The sequence below is a fragment of the Methylobacterium sp. ARG-1 genome, assembly GCF_001262595.1.
Lineage (GTDB): Bacteria > Pseudomonadota > Alphaproteobacteria > Rhizobiales > Beijerinckiaceae > Methylobacterium > Methylobacterium brachiatum.
Genome location: NZ_LHCD01000008.1, coordinates 87,432 through 109,156 on the forward strand (window position 1 = coordinate 87,432; position 21,725 = coordinate 109,156).

18 protein-coding genes and 1 other RNA gene are annotated in these 21,725 nt (G+C 70.3%); 12 read left to right on the plus strand and 7 right to left on the minus strand.

Annotated elements, in window-relative coordinates; genetic code table 11:
• The first annotated feature begins 41 nt into the window (after positions 1-41).
• Complete coding sequence (locus AKJ13_RS10570) at positions 42-1,343, plus strand: hypothetical protein (protein WP_050733306.1); 1,302 nt, start codon at positions 42-44, stop codon at positions 1,341-1,343.
• A 76-nt stretch (positions 1,344-1,419) separates the two neighbouring features.
• Here the strand turns inward: AKJ13_RS10570 and AKJ13_RS10575 are convergent, their stop codons facing one another.
• The 3 genes from AKJ13_RS10575 to AKJ13_RS10585 all read right to left on the minus strand — a co-directional run bounded on the left by AKJ13_RS10575 (position 1,420) and on the right by AKJ13_RS10585 (position 5,104).
• Positions 1,420-2,544, minus strand: a complete 1,125-nt coding sequence (locus AKJ13_RS10575; RefSeq protein ID WP_050733307.1) for a GNAT family N-acetyltransferase — start codon at positions 2,542-2,544, stop codon at positions 1,420-1,422.
• A gap of 2 nt (positions 2,545-2,546) precedes the next feature.
• Positions 2,547-3,536: a sterol desaturase family protein gene (locus AKJ13_RS10580; protein WP_050733308.1), complete on the minus strand. Its 990-nt coding sequence runs from the start codon at positions 3,534-3,536 to the stop codon at positions 2,547-2,549.
• A 266-nt stretch (positions 3,537-3,802) separates the two neighbouring features.
• Positions 3,803-5,104 (minus strand): glycosyltransferase family 4 protein, encoded by a 1,302-nt coding sequence (locus AKJ13_RS10585; protein WP_050733309.1) that lies wholly within the window; start codon positions 5,102-5,104, stop codon positions 3,803-3,805.
• A gap of 156 nt (positions 5,105-5,260) precedes the next feature.
• On the opposite strand from AKJ13_RS10585, the gene AKJ13_RS10590 reads away from it, so the two are divergent.
• Both AKJ13_RS10590 and AKJ13_RS10595 read left to right on the plus strand, forming a co-directional pair.
• Positions 5,261-6,448 (plus strand): DUF1972 domain-containing protein, encoded by a 1,188-nt coding sequence (locus AKJ13_RS10590; RefSeq protein ID WP_050733310.1) that lies wholly within the window; start codon positions 5,261-5,263, stop codon positions 6,446-6,448.
• Complete coding sequence (locus tag AKJ13_RS10595) at positions 6,445-7,689, plus strand: cellulase family glycosylhydrolase (RefSeq protein WP_050733311.1); 1,245 nt, start codon at positions 6,445-6,447, stop codon at positions 7,687-7,689. Before AKJ13_RS10590 ends, AKJ13_RS10595 begins: the two co-directional genes overlap by 4 nt.
• A 44-nt stretch (positions 7,690-7,733) precedes the next feature.
• Here the strand turns inward: AKJ13_RS10595 and AKJ13_RS10600 are convergent, their stop codons facing one another.
• Positions 7,734-8,963: a VpsF family polysaccharide biosynthesis protein gene (locus tag AKJ13_RS10600; protein WP_244471581.1), complete on the minus strand. Its 1,230-nt coding sequence runs from the start codon at positions 8,961-8,963 to the stop codon at positions 7,734-7,736.
• 62 nt (positions 8,964-9,025) lie between these two features.
• On the minus strand, positions 9,026-11,131 hold the full coding sequence (locus AKJ13_RS10605; protein WP_050733313.1) for an exopolysaccharide transport family protein: 2,106 nt from the start codon (positions 11,129-11,131) through the stop codon (positions 9,026-9,028).
• Between the two features lie 255 nt (positions 11,132-11,386).
• On the opposite strand from AKJ13_RS10605, the gene AKJ13_RS10610 reads away from it, so the two are divergent.
• The 9 genes from AKJ13_RS10610 (at position 11,387) to AKJ13_RS10640 (ending at position 18,544) form a co-directional block, all read left to right on the plus strand.
• Positions 11,387-12,907 (plus strand): hypothetical protein, encoded by a 1,521-nt coding sequence (locus tag AKJ13_RS10610; RefSeq protein ID WP_050733314.1) that lies wholly within the window; start codon positions 11,387-11,389, stop codon positions 12,905-12,907.
• Between the two features lie 221 nt (positions 12,908-13,128).
• Positions 13,129-13,377 (plus strand): hypothetical protein, encoded by a 249-nt coding sequence (locus AKJ13_RS10615; RefSeq protein WP_050733315.1) that lies wholly within the window; start codon positions 13,129-13,131, stop codon positions 13,375-13,377.
• Positions 13,378-13,476: 99 nt separating this feature from the next.
• Positions 13,477-13,633, plus strand: a non-coding RNA gene (ssrS, locus tag AKJ13_RS29990) — 6S RNA.
• Positions 13,623-14,240, plus strand: coding sequence for a 5-formyltetrahydrofolate cyclo-ligase (locus AKJ13_RS10620; protein WP_050733316.1), 618 nt, complete (start codon positions 13,623-13,625; stop codon positions 14,238-14,240). The genes ssrS and AKJ13_RS10620 overlap by 11 nt, the downstream gene beginning before the upstream one ends.
• A gap of 3 nt (positions 14,241-14,243) precedes the next feature.
• Complete coding sequence (locus tag AKJ13_RS10625; RefSeq protein ID WP_007565887.1) at positions 14,244-15,062, plus strand: TIGR00282 family metallophosphoesterase; 819 nt, start codon at positions 14,244-14,246, stop codon at positions 15,060-15,062.
• Positions 15,063-15,146: 84 nt separating this feature from the next.
• Positions 15,147-15,278 carry a hypothetical protein gene (locus AKJ13_RS33075; protein ID WP_280137109.1) on the plus strand — a complete coding sequence of 44 codons (132 nt, stop codon included), beginning with the start codon at positions 15,147-15,149 and terminating at the stop codon, positions 15,276-15,278.
• Between the two features lie 242 nt (positions 15,279-15,520).
• Positions 15,521-16,498 carry a MotA/TolQ/ExbB proton channel family protein gene (locus AKJ13_RS10630; RefSeq protein WP_050733317.1) on the plus strand — a complete coding sequence of 326 codons (978 nt, stop codon included), beginning with the start codon at positions 15,521-15,523 and terminating at the stop codon, positions 16,496-16,498.
• Positions 16,498-17,511: a peptidoglycan -binding protein gene (locus AKJ13_RS10635; RefSeq protein ID WP_050733318.1), complete on the plus strand. Its 1,014-nt coding sequence runs from the start codon at positions 16,498-16,500 to the stop codon at positions 17,509-17,511. The genes AKJ13_RS10630 and AKJ13_RS10635 overlap by 1 nt, the downstream gene beginning before the upstream one ends.
• A gap of 310 nt (positions 17,512-17,821) precedes the next feature.
• Entirely contained in the window at positions 17,822-18,544 is a 723-nt protein-coding gene (locus tag AKJ13_RS10640; RefSeq protein ID WP_050733319.1) for a hypothetical protein, read from the plus strand.
• 22 nt (positions 18,545-18,566) lie between these two features.
• Here the strand turns inward: AKJ13_RS10640 and AKJ13_RS10645 are convergent, their stop codons facing one another.
• Both AKJ13_RS10645 and AKJ13_RS10650 read right to left on the minus strand, forming a co-directional pair.
• Complete coding sequence (locus AKJ13_RS10645; RefSeq protein WP_050733320.1) at positions 18,567-19,598, minus strand: D-cysteine desulfhydrase family protein; 1,032 nt, start codon at positions 19,596-19,598, stop codon at positions 18,567-18,569.
• Positions 19,599-19,643: 45 nt separating this feature from the next.
• Positions 19,644-21,488 (minus strand): ABC transporter transmembrane domain-containing protein, encoded by a 1,845-nt coding sequence (locus tag AKJ13_RS10650; protein WP_050733321.1) that lies wholly within the window; start codon positions 21,486-21,488, stop codon positions 19,644-19,646.
• Positions 21,489-21,725: the final 237 nt, after the last annotated feature.

Genomic DNA, 21,725 nt, shown 5'->3' on the forward strand with positions numbered 1-21,725 from the left:
TCATGCCGAGACCGATGCCGCGACCCGGTGAGACCCTTTCCATGCCGGCCCGCCGCCTGAACCTGATCGCGACGGCGCGCGCCGGCCTCTCCGGACGGTTCGCCGTGATCCTCTCCGGCGAGCTGATCCAGAGCCTGTTCCACTTCGCGCTGAACATCCTGCTGGTGCGCGAACTCGGGGTGCACGATTACGGGCTGTTCGCGATCGTGTTCACGGTCGGCGCGGTCGGCATCACCTATATCCGCGCCCTGGTCGCGGTGCCGGCGACGCTCCACCTCGCCCGGAGCCTCGGCCGCCCGGCGGCTCTGGGCTACGACGTGATGTTCGGCTCCGGCGCAGCCCTGGTCTCCGTGCTGATGGCGGTCGTCACCTCCGTGGCGCTGATCCCGGTGATCGGCCTCGGCGCCCTGGCGGCCGGGGCGTTCGTGGGCCTGTACGGCTTCCGCAGCTATCTCCGGATCGTGCTGCTGGCGCGCGGGCGGCCGCGGATCGCGGGTCTGAGCGATCTCGTCTACGCCGTCTGCGGTGCCGCCTTCGTGTGGCGCGGGGTGAGCGGGGAGGGCGCGGCTCTGCTCGACCGGGCGTTCCTCGCGATCGCGCTGGCCCATGCCATCGCCATCGCGGTGGCCTACGGGGCCCTGCGGCAACGCCTGCGGATCTCGCTCCACGCCCGGGCGCGGGCGCGCTACCGGGCGATCTGGCGGACCCTGGCCTGGTCGCTCGCCGGCGTCACCAGCCTCACCGTGCAGGGCCAGGGCCTGACACTCCTGTTCGCCCTTTTGGCCGGTCCCGCCGCCTACGCGCCGATCGCCGCGACGCTGGTGCTCTACGCGCCGTTGCGCATCCCCACGAGCGCCTTGATGAACATGGTCCTGCCGGAGATCAGCGGCCTGCTGGCCGCCGGCCAGGTCCAGGCCGCCCGCCGGCTCGTGATGCGCCACGTCCTGCTGATCGGCTGTGCCTGCCTGGTCTACGGGCTGGTGATGGCCGCGACCCTGCCGCTGATCGAGCAGGTGCTGTTCAAGGGGCGTTTCGCCGCCCAGCCCATGGGTTGGATCGGGCTCGGCGTCTGGGCCGTCGTGACGACGTCGCTGCTCTACGCGATCCCGCGCGCCTATCTCGAAGCCTCCGCGGCGTTCCGGACGATCACGGCCGGGGCCGTGGCGAGCGCCGCGTTGGGCTTCGCCCTCATGGTGCCGCTCCTGCTGCTGATGCCGCCGGACACGGCCCTTCTCGGGCTTCTCGCCTCCGAGATCGCGACGCTGATCTGGTCGGTGGGGGCGTTTCGGGCGTCGTCGCGGGGCGGGCGCGGCGCGGGCGTTTCGGCGACGGGATCGCCCTAGCGGGGCTGCCTGCTGCCGTCGGAACGCTCAGCGCCCCGACGGCACGCTCTCCTCGCAACCAGCACGGGTTCGCGAGTCACGCCGCCGCTTCGGCCGCGTGGGTCGCCGCGTTGTCCGTCTTGCCGAAGCGCTGCTTCAGGACGTGCCCGGTGCGGTCGACCAGATGGGCCGCGGCGCCCTGCGGGGTGCGCCCGCCCATCATCGAGGCGAGGGTCAGGCTCTCGGTGCCGAAGCGGCCCTTGAAGCCCTCGTCGCCGCACAGGAAATCGACCGTGTGCAGCCCCTGGTCGATCGACCACATGATGTAGTCCATCATCAGCACCATGCCGGGCGATCCGCGCTCGAAGGCCGGGTCGTAGGTTGTGACGAAGGCCATCATCGTGCCGGCCTGGACGAAATTGATCGAGACGGCCACCAGCGCGCCGCCGCATTCGAGCACGAAGGCGTGCAGGAGTCCGGTCCCGGCCAGCACCTCCACCATGGCGGGCAGCGCCTGCGAGCCCTCGTCGTAGAAGGCCGTCGAGGGCAGGTTGTGGGTCGCGAGCCATGCGCGCTTGAAGTGGGTGAGCTTGTCCAGAACTGGCCCGAGCGGTTCCTCGGGTCCGAGCAGCCGAAAGGTCAGCGGGCCGTGCTCGCCCAGGGATTTCTGGCCGCGCCGGTAATTCTGGCGGGTCTTCTTCGATTGCGCGTCGAACCACGCCTGCCCGGTCGGCCAGGGGCCCCGCACCCGCCAGTTCGCCTCGTCGCGGTGGTTGAGGCGCAGCCTCGTGCTGCCCGAGATGGGGGTGAGCAGCGCCCGCGCGGCGGCGTCGGGCAGGAGGCGGTTAAGATAGGCGAGGTCGAAGCCGCCGGCCCGGCTGGCCTGCTGCCACATCCGCCGGACGAGACCGGCATTGGCCCGGTCCGCCATCAGGGCGTCGCCGAAATCGGAACAATCCTTCGCGGCCCATTCGAGCACGCGGAAGCCTTTCCGGCGCAGGGTGGCCAGAGGCAGCACGCCGACCAGGGTGTCGCCGCGCCAAGCCAGCACGATCGCCAGGGCCCGCCGGTCGCGGTCGGGGGCGCTGGCCCACCAGGCCGAGATCCAGGCGTGGCTCTGGAACACCAGGGCGCCGCTGCGGGCCCACAGGGCGGTCCAGGCCGGCCCGACGGCGGCCAGCCGCTCCGCGGTGCGGACGATCTCGAAACGTTCAGGGGACATGGTCAGGCGCCGGAGCGAGGCTGGGCGGGGATTCCACGCAGGCGGCGGACCTGCCGGGCGATCCGCCGGCCCATCTTCTTGAGAGGAAGCACGTAGAGACCCGAAAGGGATTGATAATCCGCGACATCGCGATCGACCAGGCCGAAGGTGAAATCCTCGTTCGGCTCCGGCACGTGGAGGGTGCCGAACAGGCGGTCCCAGAACGAGAACAGCAGCCCGAAATTCTTGTCGTAATGCTGCGGCGCCGTCGAGTGGTGGAGCTGGTGCCAGTGCGGACAGAGGATCACCGCGTTGAGCCGGCCGAACGAGATCTTGAAATGGGTGTGGCGCACGAAGTCCATCATCAGGATGTTGCGCATGATGTAGACGTTGATCCCGAACACCGTCAGCTCGACTGGGTTCAAGGCCAGCAGGCTCCAGATCCCGAAGCAGATCCCGGGGATCACCCCGTCCCAGGCCCGGTTCATCAGTTCGTCGAGGGGGTGGACCCGGTCCTTGGTGATGCCGACCATCACCTCGGCCGAGTGGTGGACCTTATGGAGCTCCCACAAGAACGGGTAGCGGTGCTGGGCCGTGTGGTAGAGGTAATAGGACAGGTCGTAGGCGAGCAGCATGGTGAGGGTGAACAGCACCACGGTCACCGGCCCGGGCTCGCCGAAGATCGGCTGGTCGATGCCGAACAGGGCGCCCAGCACCCGATTGGTCGCGTAGCCGACCGCCACCACGAACGTCACGCCCGCCGGGATCAGCAGGAACGGCATGATCGCCTTGCGGGTGACGTAGAACAGCAGGTCCGCCCGGGCGGAGGGGTGGGTCATCACTTCGTGCGGCAGCGCGAACTCGAAGAACTCGGCAAACGAGTAGCGTTCCGCGGTCCGCAGATACGCGATCAGCGCGCAGCCGAACGCCGTCGCGAACAGCAGGCCGGCGGCGACCAGGTTCTCGGCCGAGACCCGGTCGATGATCCGCGTGATGAACTGGACGACATCCATGACGAGGCGTTTCCCTCCGCCAGCCCGGCCTGCACGCCGACGGAAACCGCCGGATTCGCCTGAGACGCTCAACGCGCCGGAGCGCAGGTCGCGCCATGCCGACGCGGCGCTGCGCGAGCCTCGGCATCGTCGGCGACTTGCGCGGCGGCGATTATCGTCGCGCGGTGCTTACCGAATTTGACAGTGCCGGTGATTGTCCACCGAAGATCGACCGTGGACAAAGGTCGGTCCCCGTCCTGTATAGGCGGGGACCGAAGACACGCTGGTCAGGCCGCCGGGCGCGCGGTCCGTTCCGTGGCCACCGCCGTCTCGGGGCTCCGGGCGCGCCGCAGGGTCGCGCGCACCATGGCGTCGATCCCTTCGGCAGCCGAGGCCTCCGAGAACAGGGTCTCGTAGCGTTCCCGGGCCGCCCGGCCGAAGCCGCGCCAACTGGCTGGATCGGTGGCGATGCGGGCGAGAACCGTGGCGATCGGCTCCGGGCCGCCGGGCGGCACGATCCAGCCGGTCTTGCCGTCGGCCACCACCTCAGGAAGGCCGCCGATATCCGTGACCAGCGGCGGCACGCCGTAGGACATCGCCTCAATCGCCACCCGGCCGAGCGATTCCGGACGCTGCGAGGGCATCGTCACCACATCGGCCCAACGGTAGAGCGCGGACGGATCGTCCACGAAAGGCTGGAGGGTGACAAGCTGCGACAGGCCGGTCTCCGCGATCCGCGCGGCCAGCGCTTCCTCGCGTGCGGCGTCCTCGAAGGCGCTGCCGACGATCTTCAACTCGATCCGGCTGCGGACGGCCTCCGGCAGCGACGCCAGCGCCTCGACCAGCACGTCCTGACCCTTGATCCGGCTGATTCGGCCGAGCATCAGCATCCGCAGGGGCCGCGTGCCGTCGTAATCCCGCCCGTTCGGTTCCGCCGGTCCGGCGATGCCGTTATAGACCACGCGCGCCGTGGCCTCCGCGGGCAGGGCATAGGCACGCTCGGTGGCGCGCGAATTGAACACGACGTTCGCGCCGCTCCAGCGGATCAGCCCGCGCAGGACCTTCAGCACGGCGCCTTCCGGGATCTCGTGCACGTGCACGATGCTGCGCCCCGGCAGCAGGCGGGCGGCGAGCAGGTAATCGGCCACAACCGTGGTGTTGATGTAGACCAGATCGCTGTCGCGGATCCGCCGGAGCGCCCGGGCCACCGCGAAGGGCAGGGCCATCATCCCCAAAGTGGCAAGGCGGGCGAGGTTCTTGCGCCGCAGGATCCACAGCGGCTCGATCACGATCGCGTCGGCATAGGGCTCGAGCGCCGCCACGATCGGGCCGCGCCGGGGCAGGACGATTTCGATCCGCGCGGTCGGATGGGCGGCCCGGATGGTCCGCACCGTCTCGATGAAGCAGCGGTCCGATCCATAGAGCTCAAAGCCCTGATGCACGCAGGTGATGCGCGTGACCGGCGCGCTTCCCGCTTGGCGCCCGAACGCGAACGTGCCGGACGTCGCCGTCGCCCCCGCCTCGGTGGTGGTGTCGCGCCGCAGGGCGGGGGGCGCATCCGGTCGTAAAGCCGAGGGACGCGGTGCCACGCCGCCAACTGGGCTAGAAGAGAGAGCCAGTATCGAACGATCTACCATAAGATGAAAACTTATCGATCTATAACAACCGAGGGTTGTATCGCCTATTTAGGCGACCGTTATTCCTGTCGCTGTACAATATGAGCCGATAACAGGAAAGGAAGAGCCGTGCCCGTCGATGCGCCCACACTACTTATTCTTGGGACGCGCGGGATTCCGGCCGCCCATGGCGGCTTCGAGACTTTCGCGGAACGGCTCGCGCTGCATCTCGCCAGTCGCGGCTGGCGGGTCGGCGTCTATTGTCAGGCGGAGGTCGAGCGGGTCCGGGACCGGGTCTCGACCCGGACCTGGAACGGCATCACGCTGATCACCGTGGAGGTGGCCCAGCGCGGCCCGGCCGCGACGCTGGCCTTCGATGCGTTCTGCGTGAAGGACGCGGCGAGGCGGGGCGGCGTCTGCCTCGTCCTCGGCTATAACGGCGCGGCGTTCCTGCCCTACCTGCGGGCGCGCGGCGGCCGGATCCTGACCAACATGGATGGAATCGAGTGGCGCCGGCCGAAATGGCCGCTGCCAGTGCGGGTGTTCTTCTACGGGAGCGAGTGGATCGCGGCCTGGTCGTCGCAGCGGCTCGTCGCCGACCATCCGGCCATCGCCGACCATTTGGCCCGCCGCCGCCCGCGACGCGCCATCGCGACGATTCCCTACGGGGGCGATCCGCCGCCGGCGGATCTGCGGCCTCCGCCCCTAGGGCTCGAGCCGGGGCGCTACCTGATGTCGATCGCCCGCATCGAACCCGACAACAACATCCTGACCCTGGTCGAGGCGTTCTCACGCAAGCCCAGGGGTATGCGGCTGGTGGTGCTCGGCACCCTGAAGGTCGGCAACGCCTATCACCGCGCCGTCGAGGACGCCGCCGGGCTCGAGGTGCTGATGCCGGGGGCGATCTACGAGCCGGAGATGGTCCAGAGCCTGCGCGTCCACGCGCGCGCCTATCTCCACGGCCACACGGTCGGCGGCACCAACCCGTCGCTGGTGGAAGCGCTATGGGCCGGCAACGCGGTGATCGCGCACGACAACCTGTTCAATCGCGGCACGGCGGGCGACGGCCAGTTCTACTTCACCGACGGCGACAGCTGCGCCGCCGCCATCGAGCGGGTCCTCACCGACGATGGGGCGGTCGCGGCCGCCCGGGCCGCGGCGCGTGCCCAGGCCGAACGGTTTCGCTGGGACGACGTCCTGGCCGCCTATGAGGACGAGCTGCGCCGGGTCGGCGGCTACCCGCGGCTGCCGGCTCCGGAATCCCGTGTCAGGGTCCATGCAAGCCCGCAACGCGCCACGGCCGGGACGGAGGGATGAGGGCGAGCCGGCGGTCCGTGCTGGCCGGTGGGCTCGCCGTCGCCGGTACGGGCGCGCTCCCGGTCGTGGCCGCCCCGGAGCCGCTTCGGCTCCGCCGCGGCATCGCCCTGTGGCCGTGGTTCTCGCTCACCACCGAGTTTCCGGCGCCGCGGACCGATTATGCCTGGCCGCCGTTCCAAGCTGACCGTCCCGTGCCGAGCCGGGACGACCTGCGCCGGCTGGCGGAACTCGGCTTCGACTTCGCCCGGCTTCCGCTCGATCCGGGGCCGTTCGTGGCGCTCACCGGCGCGCGACGGGCCGAGCTTCTCGGCACCCTGTCGGATGCGATCGACGCGGTGCTGGCAACCGGGATGCGTGTCCTGCTCAACGTCCAGGCGAACGCCGCCACCCACCATTACACGCCCGGCGCCTTCTACGGCTCCGAGCAAGCGCCGCTCTACCCCGCCTATCGCGGCCTGATCGCCGAACTGGCCCGGCTCTGCGCCCGGAAGGGTCCCGACCGGGTGGCGCTGGAGCCGGTCAACGAGCCGCCGCAGGCCTGCGGGGCTGGCGCCTGGAATCGGGTCCAAACCGGGCTGCTCACCGCTGCCCGCAATGCCGCGCCGGACCTGACCCTGGTCGCGACCGGGGCCTGCGGAAGCCTCGTCTCCGGGCTCACGACCCTCGACCCGGCGACCCTTACCCGGTTCGCGCCGCTGCTCTACACCTTCCACTTCTACGAGCCGTACCTGTTCTCCCACCAGGGGGCGACCTGGCTCACCGAGGAGCCGTTCTACCGTTGGCTGAAGGCGGTGCCCTGGCCGGGCGCGGCGGCACGATTGCCCGAGACCCTCGCGGCAATCCAAGCCCGCATGGCGGCGGACCGTGCCGTCCCGCAGGCCGAGAAGGACCGGGATTTCGCGGTGATCGAGGCGAAGCTGCGCGAATACGGCGCGGCCGAGCCTGGCCCGGCCTATCTGGCGCAGGCGATGGCTCCGGTCTCGACCTGGGCCGACCTCTACGGGATCCCGGCCCGGCATGTGCTGATGGGGGAGTTCGGAGCGCTGCGCACCGATTCCCGGTACACGGCATCCAGGCCCGCGGACCGCGCGGCCTATCTCGGCGACGTGCGGCGCGTGGCCGAACGGGCGGGCTTCGCCTGGTCGTTCTGGAACCTGTTCGACGGGCTCGGCCTGATGGACGATGGCCACGCCATCGACCCGGCATTGGTGGCCGCGCTCGGTCTCGGCCGGGGCCGTTAGGCAGATTCGCCCGAGGCGAACCCGGGGGAGGGCCCGCGGACGCGTCAGCCTCGCTCTCGTGCCATACCCGGCGGAAACAGCACGATCAGCATCATCGCGAACTTCGCGAGCATCGTGGTCTTCCCGGCCAGACCCTCGAAGGTGTTGATCAGGATCACGAAGGCGAGGATCGGCAGCCAAACCCCGCGGCGGCACTGGCGGGCGATCTCGCCGAGATAGAGGCCTACCGCCACCACCAGCAGCGTCGTCACCAGAATACCGTGGTAGAGCACGTCGGAGACGATCGAGTTCTCGATACCCCATTCCAGGCCGTAGATCCGCCGCAGGGTGCTCACCTGCAGGAGGTCTGGGGCCAGCAGCAATTGCCGGAACGGGATCGCGTCGAAGATCGCCAGCATGTCGACCCGGGCCTGGGCGCTGCCGCCGTCGGAGACGAACCGGCTCAGCAGCGTGTCGAAGAAGCCAACCGCGGCCAGGACGGCGACCATCACCGGCAGCGCCGTCAGCACGAAGCAGGCGCAGGCCGCCCCGATCAGGGGAATCCGGTTGCTCCGCAGGGTCCGGTTGAGGGCAAGGAGCCCGACGAGGCCGCCGAGCGCCAGGGTGGTCACGGTGGCCGAGCGGCCGCCGAAGGTCACCAGGGCGACGAGCTGCACGGCGATCATTCCCGCCCGGAGCGCCGGGCTCAGCCGGCCGCCGCCCTTGGCGAGCGCCAAAATGTAGCAGGCGGTGAGCGTCGCATTGACCAGCGGATGGCCCTGAAGCGCGGCCGAGCGCGTATCGGTCTCGAACGCCATGCCGTCGAACCGGAACGGGAAAAAGCGCTGACCGCTGGCGAACTCGAACAGGCCGAGCATCGCGTTGGCGAGCATCATCAGGTGGAAGACGGTCTCGATCCGCCTGAGGGTCGCGGCATCGCGATCCATCAGCAGGATCGGGATCAGGCCGGCCAGCACGAAGGTATCGATCGAACCGGCCAGTCCCGTGCCGCCGCGGGCGGCGATCAGCACCAAGAGCAGCACGCCGCAGGTCGCGAGCAGCACGCAGGCCGGGCGGCGATTGAGCGCCTGCGCCACCGGGATTACCGGGTTGCCGGCGCGCAGCATTGTCCAGCCGACGAGCGCGACCGCCATGTAGGTCGCCGGATGGATTTTTGACGGTGCCGAGCCGCTGATCCCGTCGTAATTGAGACCGAGCGCCCAGAGCAGGCCGCCCGACACGCCGACCAGCACGAGGGTCAGCAGCACGAAGGCCAGCGATTCCGCGCGGGCCAAGCCAGCGCCGGGCCGCGACCGCGCGGCCAGTCGGTGCGCGAAGCCAGCGGGCCGCGCCGTGCTCACGCGCTGCGCCGGTTGAGCAGCAGGGAACCTGAGACCGGCCGGCCCAGGACCTCGGAGGTGTCCACGAGATCGATCAGGTCGCGCTGGCGGGTGGCGCCGTTGCAGACGACCAGCAGCAGCCGGTCCGCCGCCGCAGCGATCGGGCCGAGCCGCAGGTTCTCCGACAGGACGCCGCCATCAATGAGGACCAGCTCGAACCGGCCTTTCACGCCGGCCAGGAAGCGCTCGATATTGGTCGGCACCAGCGCGTCGCGGATCGGCTTCTGCGTGTCGCCGAGCCCGATCCGCCGCGCGCCGGTCTTCGGATCGATCTGCGTCACCGCGTTGAGGCTCTGCTCGCCGCGCAACACGTCGAGCAGGCCGGCCGAGCCGCCGCCGTCGGCGCGCAGATCCGCATCGACCAGAAGAACCCGGTCACCGCGCGCCACCGCCACCGAGGCCAGCAGCGCGATCACGGCCCGACGCTCCGCCGCCTCGGCCTCGCCGGAGGTCACCAGCAGCGCCAGCGACCGGCCGCGTGTTCCCTCCGCGGTGGCAAGGTGGTCGAGGGTGAAGCTCGCGGCCGCGGTGCTGGCCCCACCCGGCTGCACGCCCGGGATCACCGCGACGACGGGGGCGTTCGACAGCCGCTCGAGCTGGCGCGGCGACAGCACCGTCGGCTCCAGATATTCCCGGGTGAGCGCGATGCCGGCGCCGAGGCCGAGGCCGCCGGCGAGGGCGGCGGCGACCAGGATCAGGCGCGGCGGCCAGCTCGCATCCTGCGGCGGACGGGCCGAGGTGATGATCCGGGCGTTCGAGCTGTCGATGCCGGATTGCTCCTTGATCTCGCGGGTACGGACCAGGAACGTGTTGTAGACGGTGCGGGCCGCCTCGACCTCCCGCTCCAGCTCGCGCAGCTGGACGGAGGATTGCGAGGTCACCGCAGATTGCCGCTGCAGCTTTTCCAGATCGGCGGCGAGCGAGCGCTCGTTGGCCTGGGCGCGCTGGTACTCGGTCTCGGCCGCGCCGGCGATGCGGTTCAGCTCGGCATCGATCAGACGGCGGACGTCTTGCATCTGCGTGCGCACGGCGGCGATGTAGGGATGGCGCTCGCCGAGATTGGTGCGCAGGTCCGCTTCCTTGGCGGCGAGCTCGGCATACTGGCCGCGCAGCCGGTCCACCGCCGAGGACTGGATGGCCTCCGGCATCGCGCCGGAGCCTATCGCCTGGCCGCGTGCGTCCTTGATCCCCTGCAGGCGCGCTTTCGCTTCGGCGGTGCGGGCCCGGGCGGCGACCAGGCGGGCGTTCGAATCGGTGAGCTGCTGCTCGTTCACCAGCCGGCCGCTCGACGCGATCAGGCCGTTCTTGGCCTTGTAATCCTCAAGCTTCTTGTCGGCGGCGTTGACGGTGTTGCGCAACTCGTCGAGGCGGCCGCGCAGGTCGCCCGCGGCGCGCTTGGCGGCGTCGGAACGGGCCTCGGTCTGGTCGGAGAGGTACGCGTTGGCGATGGCGTTGACGATCCGGGCCGAGAGGTCCGGATCCGTCGTGGTGACGACGACGTCGATCACGAACACCTTGTCGGCGCGCTTCACCGCGAGCTTGCGCCGCAACTGGTCGAGGGCCCGGCCGCGGGCATCCACCGGGCGCTCCGCCTTCGGGCCCAGCGCCATCTCCCGCAGCGAGGCGACGGTGCGCGAGATCAGCCCCGCCTGCGCGACCCCGAATCCCGGCTCGCCCTCGAGCCCCGCTTGCGCCACCGCCCGGCCCAGCACCGCGTCCGACTCGATCACCTTCACCTGGCTCTCGACCTGGGCGATGCCGCCATCCGGCGAGAGGGCGGCGGGATTGACGTCGTTGAGCACCACCTGCCGGTCGCGCGGGTCGATCAGGATCTGCGCGGTCGCCGTGTAGAGGGACGGGGTGATCAGCGCATAGGCCAGGACCAGCAGGCCGAGCACCAGGGCGGTGCCCAGCACGGTGCGCTTGCGCCGCCACAGGATCCGCCACAGGTCGCCGAACTCGGCGGTGGTGTCGGGCCGGGTCGGACCCGTCCGCTCCGGTTGTGCCGGATGGACCGGTGCGAGCCAGGTCGCGACGGCAATGTTACGGTCGATCTGTGCCACGATCGGTCACCATCGTCTCGAACTCGGTCGGTCCCTCGCGGGCCCCATCTCCTACTGCAAGAGTCGCGCAGACTGCTGACAATCCCTCAAGACTGCCGAGGGTCGTCGGCGCAACCACCAATTACTCGGCGTCTGGTAAACGCCGTCAACCAAAGTCCGCTGCCTATAGGGTTATCGTTCCCGTTACCGTTTGGGAATTAGATCGGATCTGCGGCCGTTATCCGGCGGATCATCGACGGGGCGAAGGCGCTCATCATGCATGTGAGAGTTCGTCTCGACGGGGCCGAGCCGCGCCGCTGGCAGATCGCCCTGCTGCAGCGGCTCGCCGGCACGCCCGGCATCCGGACCGTGAGCGTCGACGCAGCCGTCGTGCCGGACGGGTGGCCCGACACGATCGAGCTGCTGTTCCGGCTCGAGGCGCTGATCCACCGCCTGCCGCGCCTCGGCTCCGAGCGCCTGCCGCCGACCGCCCTCGACCCGTGGCGGCGGACCGACGCGAAGCCGGACGTGATCCTCGACCTGTGCGGCGATCTCCCGACCGGCCCGGCAACCTGGCAGCTCGCCTATGACGGACGGCGCGGCGACGGCGCCCTGCTGGCGAGCCTGCTCGCCGGGGCGGTCCCCCGGCTGACCCTCGTCGCGGCGGGGACCATCGTGGCCGAGGGCCGGCTCGGCACCGACCGGCCGGGCATCCTGCTCGCCGGCGTCGACGACGCGCTCGCCCGGACGGTGACGCTGATCGCGGCCGCCCTCGGACGCCGCGCCGCCGGGCGCAGCGAACCGCCCTCGGTCGCGCCCCTGCCGCCCTCCGAGCCGGCGCGGACCTTGTCGGGCGGCGAGCTCGGGACCCGGGCCGTGCGGATGATCGCGGGCGCTGCCGTCCACCGCCTGTACCATCTCTGCTACCGTGCCCCGCACTGGCGCTGCGGCTGGCGGCGCCTCGACGGGCCGGACCTGATCGACCTCGGGCGCCATCCCGAGGCCGGCTGGACCGACCTGCCGGATGACGGCCACCGCTTCTACGCCGACCCGTTCCCGCTGGCCTTCGGCGGAAGCACGCACGTCTTCGTCGAGGAATTCCCGCACGCCACCGGCAAGGCGATCATCTCTGCGGTCCGCTTCGGCCCGGACGGCCCCGAGGGCACGCCCGTCCCGGTGCTGGAGGAGCCCCATCACCTGTCCTACCCGTTCGTGTTCGAGCGCGACGGCGAGGCCTGGATGGTGCCGGAAAGCTCCGCCTCCGGCACGGTCGATCTCTACCGCGCCACCCGCTACCCCGGCGGCTGGGTGAAGGAGGCGACGCTGCTCTCGGGCGTGGTCGCCAGCGACGCGACGCTCCTCGAACAGGGCGGCCGCTGGTGGATCTTCGCCACCCTGCGCGATGCCGTCCCTGAGGCGCCCGCCGGGTCCGGATCCTACCACGACGCGCTCTGCCTCTGGTCGGCCCCCGATTTCCGGGGCCCCTATACGCCGCATCCAGCCAATCCAGTGCTGATCGATCCCGCCACCGCGCGGCCCGCAGGGCGCATCGTCGAGCGCGGCGGACACCTGATTCGTCCGGTCCAGAATTGCGCGACGGGCTATGGCCGCGCCCTCGGGCTGGCGCGGATCGACCGCCTCGACCCGGAGGGTTTTTCGCAGACCCTCATCGGTCGCATCGAGCCCGGCCCGACCTGGCCCGGGTCTCGGCTCCATACCGTGAACACGGGCGGCGGCATCGAGTGCATCGACGGCTCGGCGCGGGCCCCGCGGATCCGGTTGCCCGGCCGCGTCTGACCGTGCGGGCGGACGCCGACTCCGCGCCGGCTGCTAAGGTACAGCCTGAGGCGAGGGCAGCTTTAGCCGCCAAATCGGTATCCGGCCCTCGACGGCTACCCGTTTTGGTGGATAACGCAACTTATACCTGATTCAATTCGCCAGAACTAATTGCATAGATTGTATTTTGGCTTGAGCGTCTCTGCTATTGAGGGCTCCCGACCGATCGGAGTGGCGATTTCATGAGTGTGAGCGCGACGATCCAGCCCGACACGCACGGGCGCAGCGCCCTGAATGCCCGGCTCGTGCGGATCGCCGCGGTCGCGGGCATTCCGGTGGAAGCGTTCTTCTCCGAGCCGACCTCGGTGGCGCATGCCGGTCTGATCGAGCTGATCCGGCTGTGGGACGCCGCTCCGACGGAAACCGTGCGGGCCGAGATCCTGGCCGGCACCCGCGCCGTCGTCGCCGGGGCGGCCGACCGGACGCGCTGACGGCGTCCGTCGGATGCAGGCCACCGGGCCGGTCCCGGCCTCGATATTTCGGTCTGCCAGGCCCTGGCAGGAACCCCACGAGATCGCTACATTGCGAAGGCGGGGCTGCAGAGTTCGTCAGGAGCACTTTCCCCGGGGCCTTATCGACTCCCTCGGGAGCTGTCCCTGGCCTCGTCCCTGGACTTGGCCAACACGGCGCCCACCTACTCTGTAGGTTTCCCGGGATCGATCCTCCAACGGCTCACGTGGCTCCGCACTCTCCTTCTCCTGAAGCCGATCCCGCCAAGACGGATGCGGCGCTCAAAGCCCATCTGCGCGGCGCGGCCCTTGCCGCCCGGGACGCGCTGGACCCCGCCGCCCGGCATGCCGGGTCCGCCCGGATCGTGCAGGCGCTCCTCGTGCTGCCGGAGCTGGCCGAGGCGCGGCTGGTCGGCGCCTTCTGGCCGATCCGCAGCGAAGTCGATCCGCGCCCGGCCGCCGAGGGCCTGCTCGCCCGGGGCCAGAGGGTCGCGCTGCCGCACGTCACCCCCGAAGGCCTGATCTTCCGCGAATGGCGGGCCGGGGATGCGTTGGTCGCCGGCCGCTTCGGCCTCAGCGAGCCCGACCCGTCCCTGCCGCCCGTGGAGCCGGACGCCCTGATCGTGCCGCTCGCCGCCTTCGACGGGACCGGCCAGCGCATCGGCTACGGCCGCGGCTACTATGATGGCGCGATCACGCGCTTGTCCCGCACCCGGCCCGTCCTGACCGTCGGGGTCGGATTCTCCGTGCAACGGGTTGATCGCGTGCCGGCCGAGCCGCATGACCGACCGCTCCAGTTCGTGATCACCGAAGCGGGCGTGATCCGGTTCGACAGGAAGTCCTGATCCATGCGGCTGCTTTTTCTCGGCGACGTGATCGGTCGCCCGGGCCGTAGCGTCGTCTGCGAGCGTCTGCCCAAGCTGCGCGAGCGCTGGCGTCTCGACTGCGTCGTCGTGAACGGCGAGAATTCAGCCGGCGGCTTCGGCATCTCGGAGACGATCTGCGACGAGCTGATCCAGGCCGGTGCCGATGCTGTGACCCTCGGCAATCACAGTTTCGACCAGCGCGAGGCGCTGGTCTTCATCGCCCGCCAGCCGCGCCTGGTACGGCCGGCGAATTACCCGCCCGGCACGCCCGGCCGCGGCGCCACCGTGGTGGAGACGCAGGGCGGCGCCCGGGTGCTCGTGGTCAACGTGATGGGGCGGGTCTTCCTCGACGCTATGGACGACCCGTTCACCGCGGTGGAGCGCGAACTCTCGGCCTGTCCCCTCGGGGCCGCCGCCGACGCGGTGGTGGTCGACGTGCACGCGGAAGCAACCAGCGAGAAGCAGGCCTTCGGTCATTACCTCGACGGCCGCGCGAGCCTCGTGGTCGGGACCCACACCCACACGCCCACGGCCGACCACCGGATCCTGCCCGGGGGCACCGCCTACATGTCGGATGCCGGCATGTGCGGCGACTACGATTCGGTCATCGGCATGCAGAAGGACGAGCCGATTCGCCGGATGATCCAGAAGACGCCGGGCTCCCGCTGGGAGGTGGCCGGGGGCGAGGCCACGCTGTGCGGCGTCGCCGTGGAAACCCAGGCGGACGGCCTCGCCACCCGGGTCGCGGCGGTTCGCCTCGGTCCGAATCTCGAAGAGAGCTGGCCCCGGTTCTGGGAGTAGAGGCGCATCGAGGGGAGCGTGCGCAGGTTGCCGCGTGTCCCCGTCTGGCACAGGTCCGGAACTTCGGCAGTCCGCATCCGTAGATTGCAAAGACCCCCGAACCCAGGGACCTCGCAAAGGGACCGCGCCATGCCGCAGATGTTCGACTGGATCTTCTTCGCCATCATGCTCCCGTTCCCGGCCTTCCTGGTCTGGGATTGGTACCAGCACCGCTAGCTCGCGCAGTCCGAGGCCCTTCGGCGCCGCGCCTCGGTGGCGTGGTACGCCGAATAGGTGGCTTGCGCGGGGCGTGAGCCGGCGCGGGTCGGACGATCGGAGCCATCACCCCTTCCGGGGGCTCGATCGCCGCACAAGCGTGACCGTGGAGAGACTTGATCGCGTGCGGGGCTACCCCCACAGTGGCCGCGACGGATCCCGCCCGCCGGCGGCTTCATGGTGAGATCAGGCTAGAGCGACCGATGGCCGCCCGCGACAACAACGAAAATAAAATACAGCCGCTGGCACGGCCCGGGATTTATCTCGGGCGGATGGTGATCTTCCTGATCCTGGTGGGCTTCCTCGCCTTCATCCTGTTCAAGCAGATCACGCCCGCCTTCCTGGCCAATCCGGGACTGAACGGGCTGATCCTCGGCGTGCTTCTGATCGCGGTGCTGATCGCCTTCGGGCAGGTTTTTCGGCTGTACCGCGAGGTCCGCTACGTCAACGCGGTGGCGAGCGGCGGCCAGGCCAAGAAGCCGCCGGCCCTCCTGGCGCCCATGGTGCCGATGATCGCCGCCCGGACGACCGGGACCCTCCTGCCGGGAACCTCGGGCTATCTCGACACGATCGCGGCGCGCCTCGACGAGGATCGCGAGATCCTGCGCTACATCGCGGGCATCCTGATCTTGCTCGGCCTGCTCGGCACGTTCTGGGGCCTGATCGACACCCTCTCCGCGGTGGGCGGGGTGATCAAGGGCATGCGCGGCGGCGGCGATGCCGGGGTGATGTTCGACGAGCTGAAATCGGGCTTAGCGGTACCGCTCTCGGGAATCGGCCTCGCTTTCTCGGCCTCGCTGTTCGGCCTCGCCTCATCGCTGATCACCGGCTTCCTGGAGCTGCAGGCCAGCCAAGCTCATGCCCGTTTCCACAACGAATTGCAGGATTGGCTGCTGTCGGGCGCGGTGGCGGCCGAGACAGATGGCGCCGCCGCGATCCGGCCGGCCGCCGGCACCCAGGATCTCAAGGAGGCGATCGAGCGGTTGACCGCGATCGTCTCGGAGGGCGGGGGCGGCCGGGCCGCGACGCTTGCCATGACCAACCTCGCCGAGGGCATCCAGGGCCTCGTCCAGCATATGCGGGCCGAACAGCAGATGATTCGCGACTGGGTCGAGGCTCAGGCGAGCCGTGAGCGCGAGCTGAAGCAGGTGCTCGACCGGCTGGGCCGGGAGCGGGTGTAGTGGCCTCGACCGCGGCCCGCTCCCGACGCTCCGTCAATGTCTGGCCGGGCTATGTCGACGCCCTGGCGACGCTGCTGCTGGCGGTGGTCTTCCTGCTCACGGTCTTCGTGGTCGGGCAGTTCTTCCTGTCGCAGGAGCTGACCGGGCGGGACGCGACTTTGGTCAAGCTCAACCGCCAGATCGCCGACCTCACCGATCTCCTGGCCCTCGAGCGCTCGAACCGCCGCAGCCAGGAAGACGAGGTCCGCAGCCTCCGCACCACCCTGGCCGGCGTCGAGGCCGAGCGCGACCAGGCGAAGTCCCAGGCCGAGGCTGCGACCATCAGCCAGGGGGCCGCGGGCGCCCTCGACAAGCAACTGGAGGCCGAGCGCGGCGCGACCAAGCGGGCCCTGTCTCAGGTCGATCTGCTGAACGAGCAGATCAGCGCCATGCGCCGGCAGCTCGCCGCCCTCGAGGATGCGCTTGCCGCCTCCGAGACCCGGGACCGGGAATCCCAGGTGCGCATCGCCGAGCTCGGCAGCCGGCTGAACGTCGCCCTGGCCCAGAAGGTCCAGGAACTGGCCCGTTACCGCTCGGATTTCTTCGGGCGCCTGCGCCAGATCCTCGGCAACCGCCCCGACATCCGGGTGGTCGGCGACCGCTTCGTGCTGCAATCCGAGGTGCTGTTTCCCGGCGGCTCGGCGACGCTCAAGTCCGAGGCCGGCCCCGAACTCGACCGGATCGCCGGGGCCATCGCCGACCTCGCCCGGCAAATCCCGGCGGACCTGCCCTGGGTCCTGCGGGTCGACGGCCACACCGATGCTCGGCCGATCAACACGTCGCAATTCCCTTCGAACTGGGCGCTCTCGGCGGCCCGGGCCATTGCGGTGGTGCAGTACCTCGCCGGCAAGGGCATCCCGCCCCAGCATCTCCTGGCCGGCGCCTTCGGCGAGTTCCAGCCTCTCGACGGCGGCACGACCGAGGAGGCCTACGTTAAGAACCGCCGGATCGAGATGAAGCTCACGGAGCGGTAGGATCAGCGGCCCGACGCTTTCCATCGGCCGCCCTGGTAACCGGTGAGGTCAGGCCCCGGGCGGGGAACGACCCTTGCCGGATCCGTAATTAAGGATCCGCGCCCCAGTCTTGAATCGCCAACTCCGCGTTCAGGATAGTCGTGCAGTCATCGTGACTCGCCCGATATTTAATACAGGCTCGCAGAACTATTGTTTATTTGATCGACGATCGCGAATAATGATCGGTTGAATTTGACCGAAAGTCAGATCATTTAACGGCAGATTAGCCATTTTGACGCATCGTGGCGGCGAGGCGGGGATAATTCCACCGATGTCCAAGCTGACCCTTTCCAGATGCGCGTCTCTCGTCGCGATCTTCGCTGTGCTCGGCGCCCTGCTCGCCGCCGGGCCCGGCTGGGGGCGGCCATCACCGTCCGCAACAGCCACGTTCGAGCCGAGCGTCCTTGCCGGCCCGATCGCTCTGGCCCTGGCGATGATCGGCGGTTGGGTGCTTGCGCGGTTCTGGTCTGCCGCCGCCTCTGACGTTGGGTTGATCGACCTGCATGGCCTGCGCTTGGACGAATCCGGGGCGGTGATCGCATTCCGGCAGGATGGGGAGGCCGACGCGGTCGCGGAGGCGGTACGGATCTTTCAGGATGGGCTGGTCACACTGAGTGTTCAGCCGGCCCAGCCGACATCCGCTGACACGATCGAGTCGCTCGCCGAGATGACCGCGCAGGCGAGCGTGGTCGCGCTGAGAGCCACCCTCGCGGCCGCCCAGGCAGGTGGGGGTTTCGCGGTGGCTGCCGCCCGGGCGAGGGAACTGTCCGAGGAGGCCGCGGCGGTATCGGAGGCGATCACGGTCCAGGCGCCGCGGGTCGCGGGTGCGCCCGATCAGGACTGGTCCGGTATCGAGGGTATCGCGGACCCGATCCGGGCGCTCAGCGCGGCCTCGGCCTCGCCGGCGGCCATGGCGGCGCGGCCGGAGTCGCCCCGGCCCGAACCGTCGTCCGGCCGGACCTACCGCCTCGGCAGCAGCATTCGCGCCGCCTAAGCCATCGGGAGCCGGGACCGTATCAGGCTCCGCGACCGGCCAGCGTGTCCTTGTAGGCGAAGATCCCGGGCGTGCCGCCGGTCATCAAGAACAGCACCGACGACCCAGCCGGGTAGAGCCCGGCCCGGACGTCGTGCAGCAGGCCCGCGAAGGCCTTGCCGCTATAAACCGGATCGAGGAGCTTGCCCTCGGTTCGCGCCATCAGCCGGACGGCCTCCAGCATGCCGGCGGTCGGGATCCCGTAGCCAGAACCGCGATGGCCGCCGTCGAGGTTGATGTCCTCCGGCGATACGCGCTGCTCCGTTCCGATCAGCGCAAGGGTCGCGTTGGCCTTCTCCAGAACCTCTGCCCGGGCGCGCACCTCCTCGGCGAGCACCGCGAAGGATTTTGCCAGACGCGGGTCGCGGCCCATCGCGGAGAGCCCCGCGACCAACCCGGCATGGGTGCCGGCGCTGCCGTTGGCGGTGACGATCTGCGCGAAGGTCACGCCCAGGTCTTCCGCCTGGGCCAGGATCTCGGCGGCGCAGTTTGCGTAGCCGAGGCAGCCGGTCGGGCTCGAGCCGCCGGAGGGGAAGGTGTAGACCGTCCGGCCCTGCGCCCGCAGCGCGTCCGCCCGCGCCTCGGCGGCCTCGAGGGAATCGGCCTCGCCCGGCAATTCGTGGACCGTGGCGCCGAACAGATCGTCGAGGAGGCGGTTGCCGTTGCCGGTGTAGTCGGGATCCTGGCGCGGCACGCTGCGGGTCAGGAACAACTCGCAGGCGAGACCGGCCCGGGCGGTCGCTGCCGCCGTGAGCCGCGCATGGTTCGACTGGATGGCGCCCACGGTGATGGCCGTGTCGGCCCCGGCGGCTTTTGCGGCGCCGAGCAGGTATTCGAGCTTGCGCAGCTTGTTGCCGCCAAGGCCGATCCCGGCCACGTCGTCGCGCTTCACGAAGATTCGGACGCCATTGAGCGCGTCGCCGAGATGGGCCGTGAGCCCGTCGAGCGGTTCGATCGGGGTCGGAAGCGCCAGCAGCGGCAGGCGCGGGAAGCGGGCGAGATCGAGCGTCGGCATGGCGGTCTGTCTACACCACGCCGCGATTTCTGTCCCGGGCTTGGCTTACTCGGCCGCCGGAAGACGCTCGCCCCGGATGCGGGGCTCCTTGCCCCGGGCGGTCTCGTCGAGCGCGTCGGTGAACTGCAGGCTCGCGAGCTGCGCGTAGAGCGCGCCCTGGGCCAGCAGGCTCTCGTGGGTGCCGGTCTCGACGATGCGGCCGTCGTCGAGGACAAGGATGCGGTCGGCCGCGCGGATCGTGGCGAGCCGATGGGCGATCACCAGGGTGGTGCGCCCGCGCATCAGCGTGTCCAGGGCGGCCTGGACGGCGCTCTCGGATTCCGCGTCCAGCGCGGAGGTTGCCTCGTCGAGGAGCAGGATCGGGGCGTCCTTGAGGATCGCCCGGGCGATGGCGATGCGCTGGCGCTGACCGCCGGAGAGGGTGACGCCGCGCTCGCCGACCTGGGTGTCGTAGCCCTGCGGCAGGGCGGTGACGAAGCCGTGCGCGTTGGCGAGTTCGGCGGCGCGCCGCACCTCGGCCTCGCCGGCCTCCGGGCGTCCGTAGCGGATGTTCTCGGACACGGTCCCGGAGAACACCACCGGGTCCTGCGGCACCAGGGCGATGCGGGCGCGCAGGGCCTCCGGGTCGACCTGGGCGATGTCGGTACCGTCGACCAGAACGCGGCCGCCCTGCGGATCGTAGAAGCGCAGGAGCAGCTGCAGCACCGTCGACTTGCCGGCGCCGGACGGGCCCACGATGGCGATGCGCTCGCCCGGAGCGGCCGCGAAGCTCAGCCCGTCGAGGGCGGCGTGGCCGGGGCGGGTCGGATAGGCGAAGCGCACGGCCTCGAAGGTCACGGCGCCGCGCGCCGGCTCGGGGAGCCGCAACGCCGGGACGGGCGTGCGGATCGCCGGCTCGGCTGCCAGGATCTCGGTGAGCCGCTCGGCCGCGCCCGCCGACATCGCGAGGTCGCCGTAGACCTCGGAGAGCTGGCCGAGCGCGCCCGCGCCGAACACCGCGTAAAGCACGAATTGCGAGAGCTCGCCGCCGGTCATGGTGTGGTTGAGGACGCCCTGCGCGCCGTACCACATCACCCCGACCACCGAGGCGGAGATCAGGAAGATCGCCACGCCGGTCAGCAGCGCGCGGGCCCGGATCGAATCGCGGGCGGCGGCATAGGCCTCCTCGGAGGCGGCGCCGAACTTCGCGGCCGTCGTGCCCGAGCGCCCGAAGGCCTGCATGGTCCGCACCGCCCCGACCGCCTCGGCGGCGTAGGCGGAGGCGTCGGCCAGCCGGTCCTGCGCGGCTCGGGAGCGGCGCCGCACGCCGCGGCCCGAGACGATCAGCGGAAACACGATGACGGGAATCGCCGCCAGCACCATCACGGAGAGCCGCGGGCTGGTGATCACCATCATGGCGGTCGCGCCGACGAACAGGAACAGGTTGCGCAGCAGGATCGAGACCGAGACGCCGAAGGCCGACTTGATCTGCGTCGCGTCTGCGGTGAGCCGCGAGACGATCTCGCCGGATTGCGAGCGGTCGAAGAAGGCGGGATCGAGGATCGTCAGCCGGGCGAAGACTGCGCTGCGCAGGTCCGCGACCACGCGCTCGCCGAGGGTGACCACGGTATAGACCCGGGCCGCACTCGACAGCGCGAAAGCCGCCACGACCCCGAGCAGGGCCAGGAAATAGGCATCGATGACGTTGGCGCCGTCGGCCGTGAAGCCGTGGTCGATCACCCGCCGCATGGCGATCGGCACCACCAGGGTCGAGGCCGAGGCGCAGATCAGGGCGAGGATTCCGGCGGCAATCCGCCCGCGGTAGCGCAGGGCGAAGGGCAGGAGCGGCCGGAGCGCGCTCAGCGGTGCCTTGGGCCGGCTGGAAGCGGCCGCTTTCGTCTTACGGGCCATCACGCCTCACGCGTCTCTTCCCACCCGGTCCACGGCGCTTGTTCCGGGAGAGAGCCTGCGATATACGCCGCCCCTCATCCGATTGCGCGTGTTCAATGGCCGCGGGCCGCCACCACGGTCGGCTTGGACGTGCCGTTGCCACGAACCTACGGTTCGGTGCAACCGCTGACACCTTCCGCATTCCGGGCCGGGCGGCGCCTCCTGCGCTCCCCGCCGGCGTGCCAGAACAGGAACGAC

Excerpts from the sequence above, each read along its gene's own strand:
- AKJ13_RS10570 (WP_050733306.1), top strand. The coding sequence starts at position 42 with ATGCCGGCCCGCCGCCTGAACCTGATCGCGACGGCGCGCGCCGGCCTC.
- AKJ13_RS10575 (WP_050733307.1), bottom strand. The coding sequence starts at position 2,544 with ATGTCCCCTGAACGTTTCGAGATCGTCCGCACCGCGGAGCGGCTGGCC.
- AKJ13_RS10580 (WP_050733308.1), bottom strand. The coding sequence starts at position 3,536 with ATGGATGTCGTCCAGTTCATCACGCGGATCATCGACCGGGTCTCGGCC.
- AKJ13_RS10595 (WP_050733311.1), top strand. The coding sequence starts at position 6,445 with ATGAGGGCGAGCCGGCGGTCCGTGCTGGCCGGTGGGCTCGCCGTCGCC.
- AKJ13_RS10610 (WP_050733314.1), top strand. The coding sequence starts at position 11,387 with ATGCATGTGAGAGTTCGTCTCGACGGGGCCGAGCCGCGCCGCTGGCAG.
- AKJ13_RS10615 (WP_050733315.1), top strand. The coding sequence starts at position 13,129 with ATGAGTGTGAGCGCGACGATCCAGCCCGACACGCACGGGCGCAGCGCC.
- AKJ13_RS10625 (WP_007565887.1), top strand. The coding sequence starts at position 14,244 with ATGCGGCTGCTTTTTCTCGGCGACGTGATCGGTCGCCCGGGCCGTAGC.
- AKJ13_RS10630 (WP_050733317.1), top strand. The coding sequence starts at position 15,521 with ATGGCCGCCCGCGACAACAACGAAAATAAAATACAGCCGCTGGCACGG.
- AKJ13_RS10640 (WP_050733319.1), top strand. The coding sequence starts at position 17,822 with ATGTCCAAGCTGACCCTTTCCAGATGCGCGTCTCTCGTCGCGATCTTC.
- AKJ13_RS10645 (WP_050733320.1), bottom strand. The coding sequence starts at position 19,598 with ATGCCGACGCTCGATCTCGCCCGCTTCCCGCGCCTGCCGCTGCTGGCG.
- AKJ13_RS10650 (WP_050733321.1), bottom strand. The coding sequence starts at position 21,488 with ATGGCCCGTAAGACGAAAGCGGCCGCTTCCAGCCGGCCCAAGGCACCG.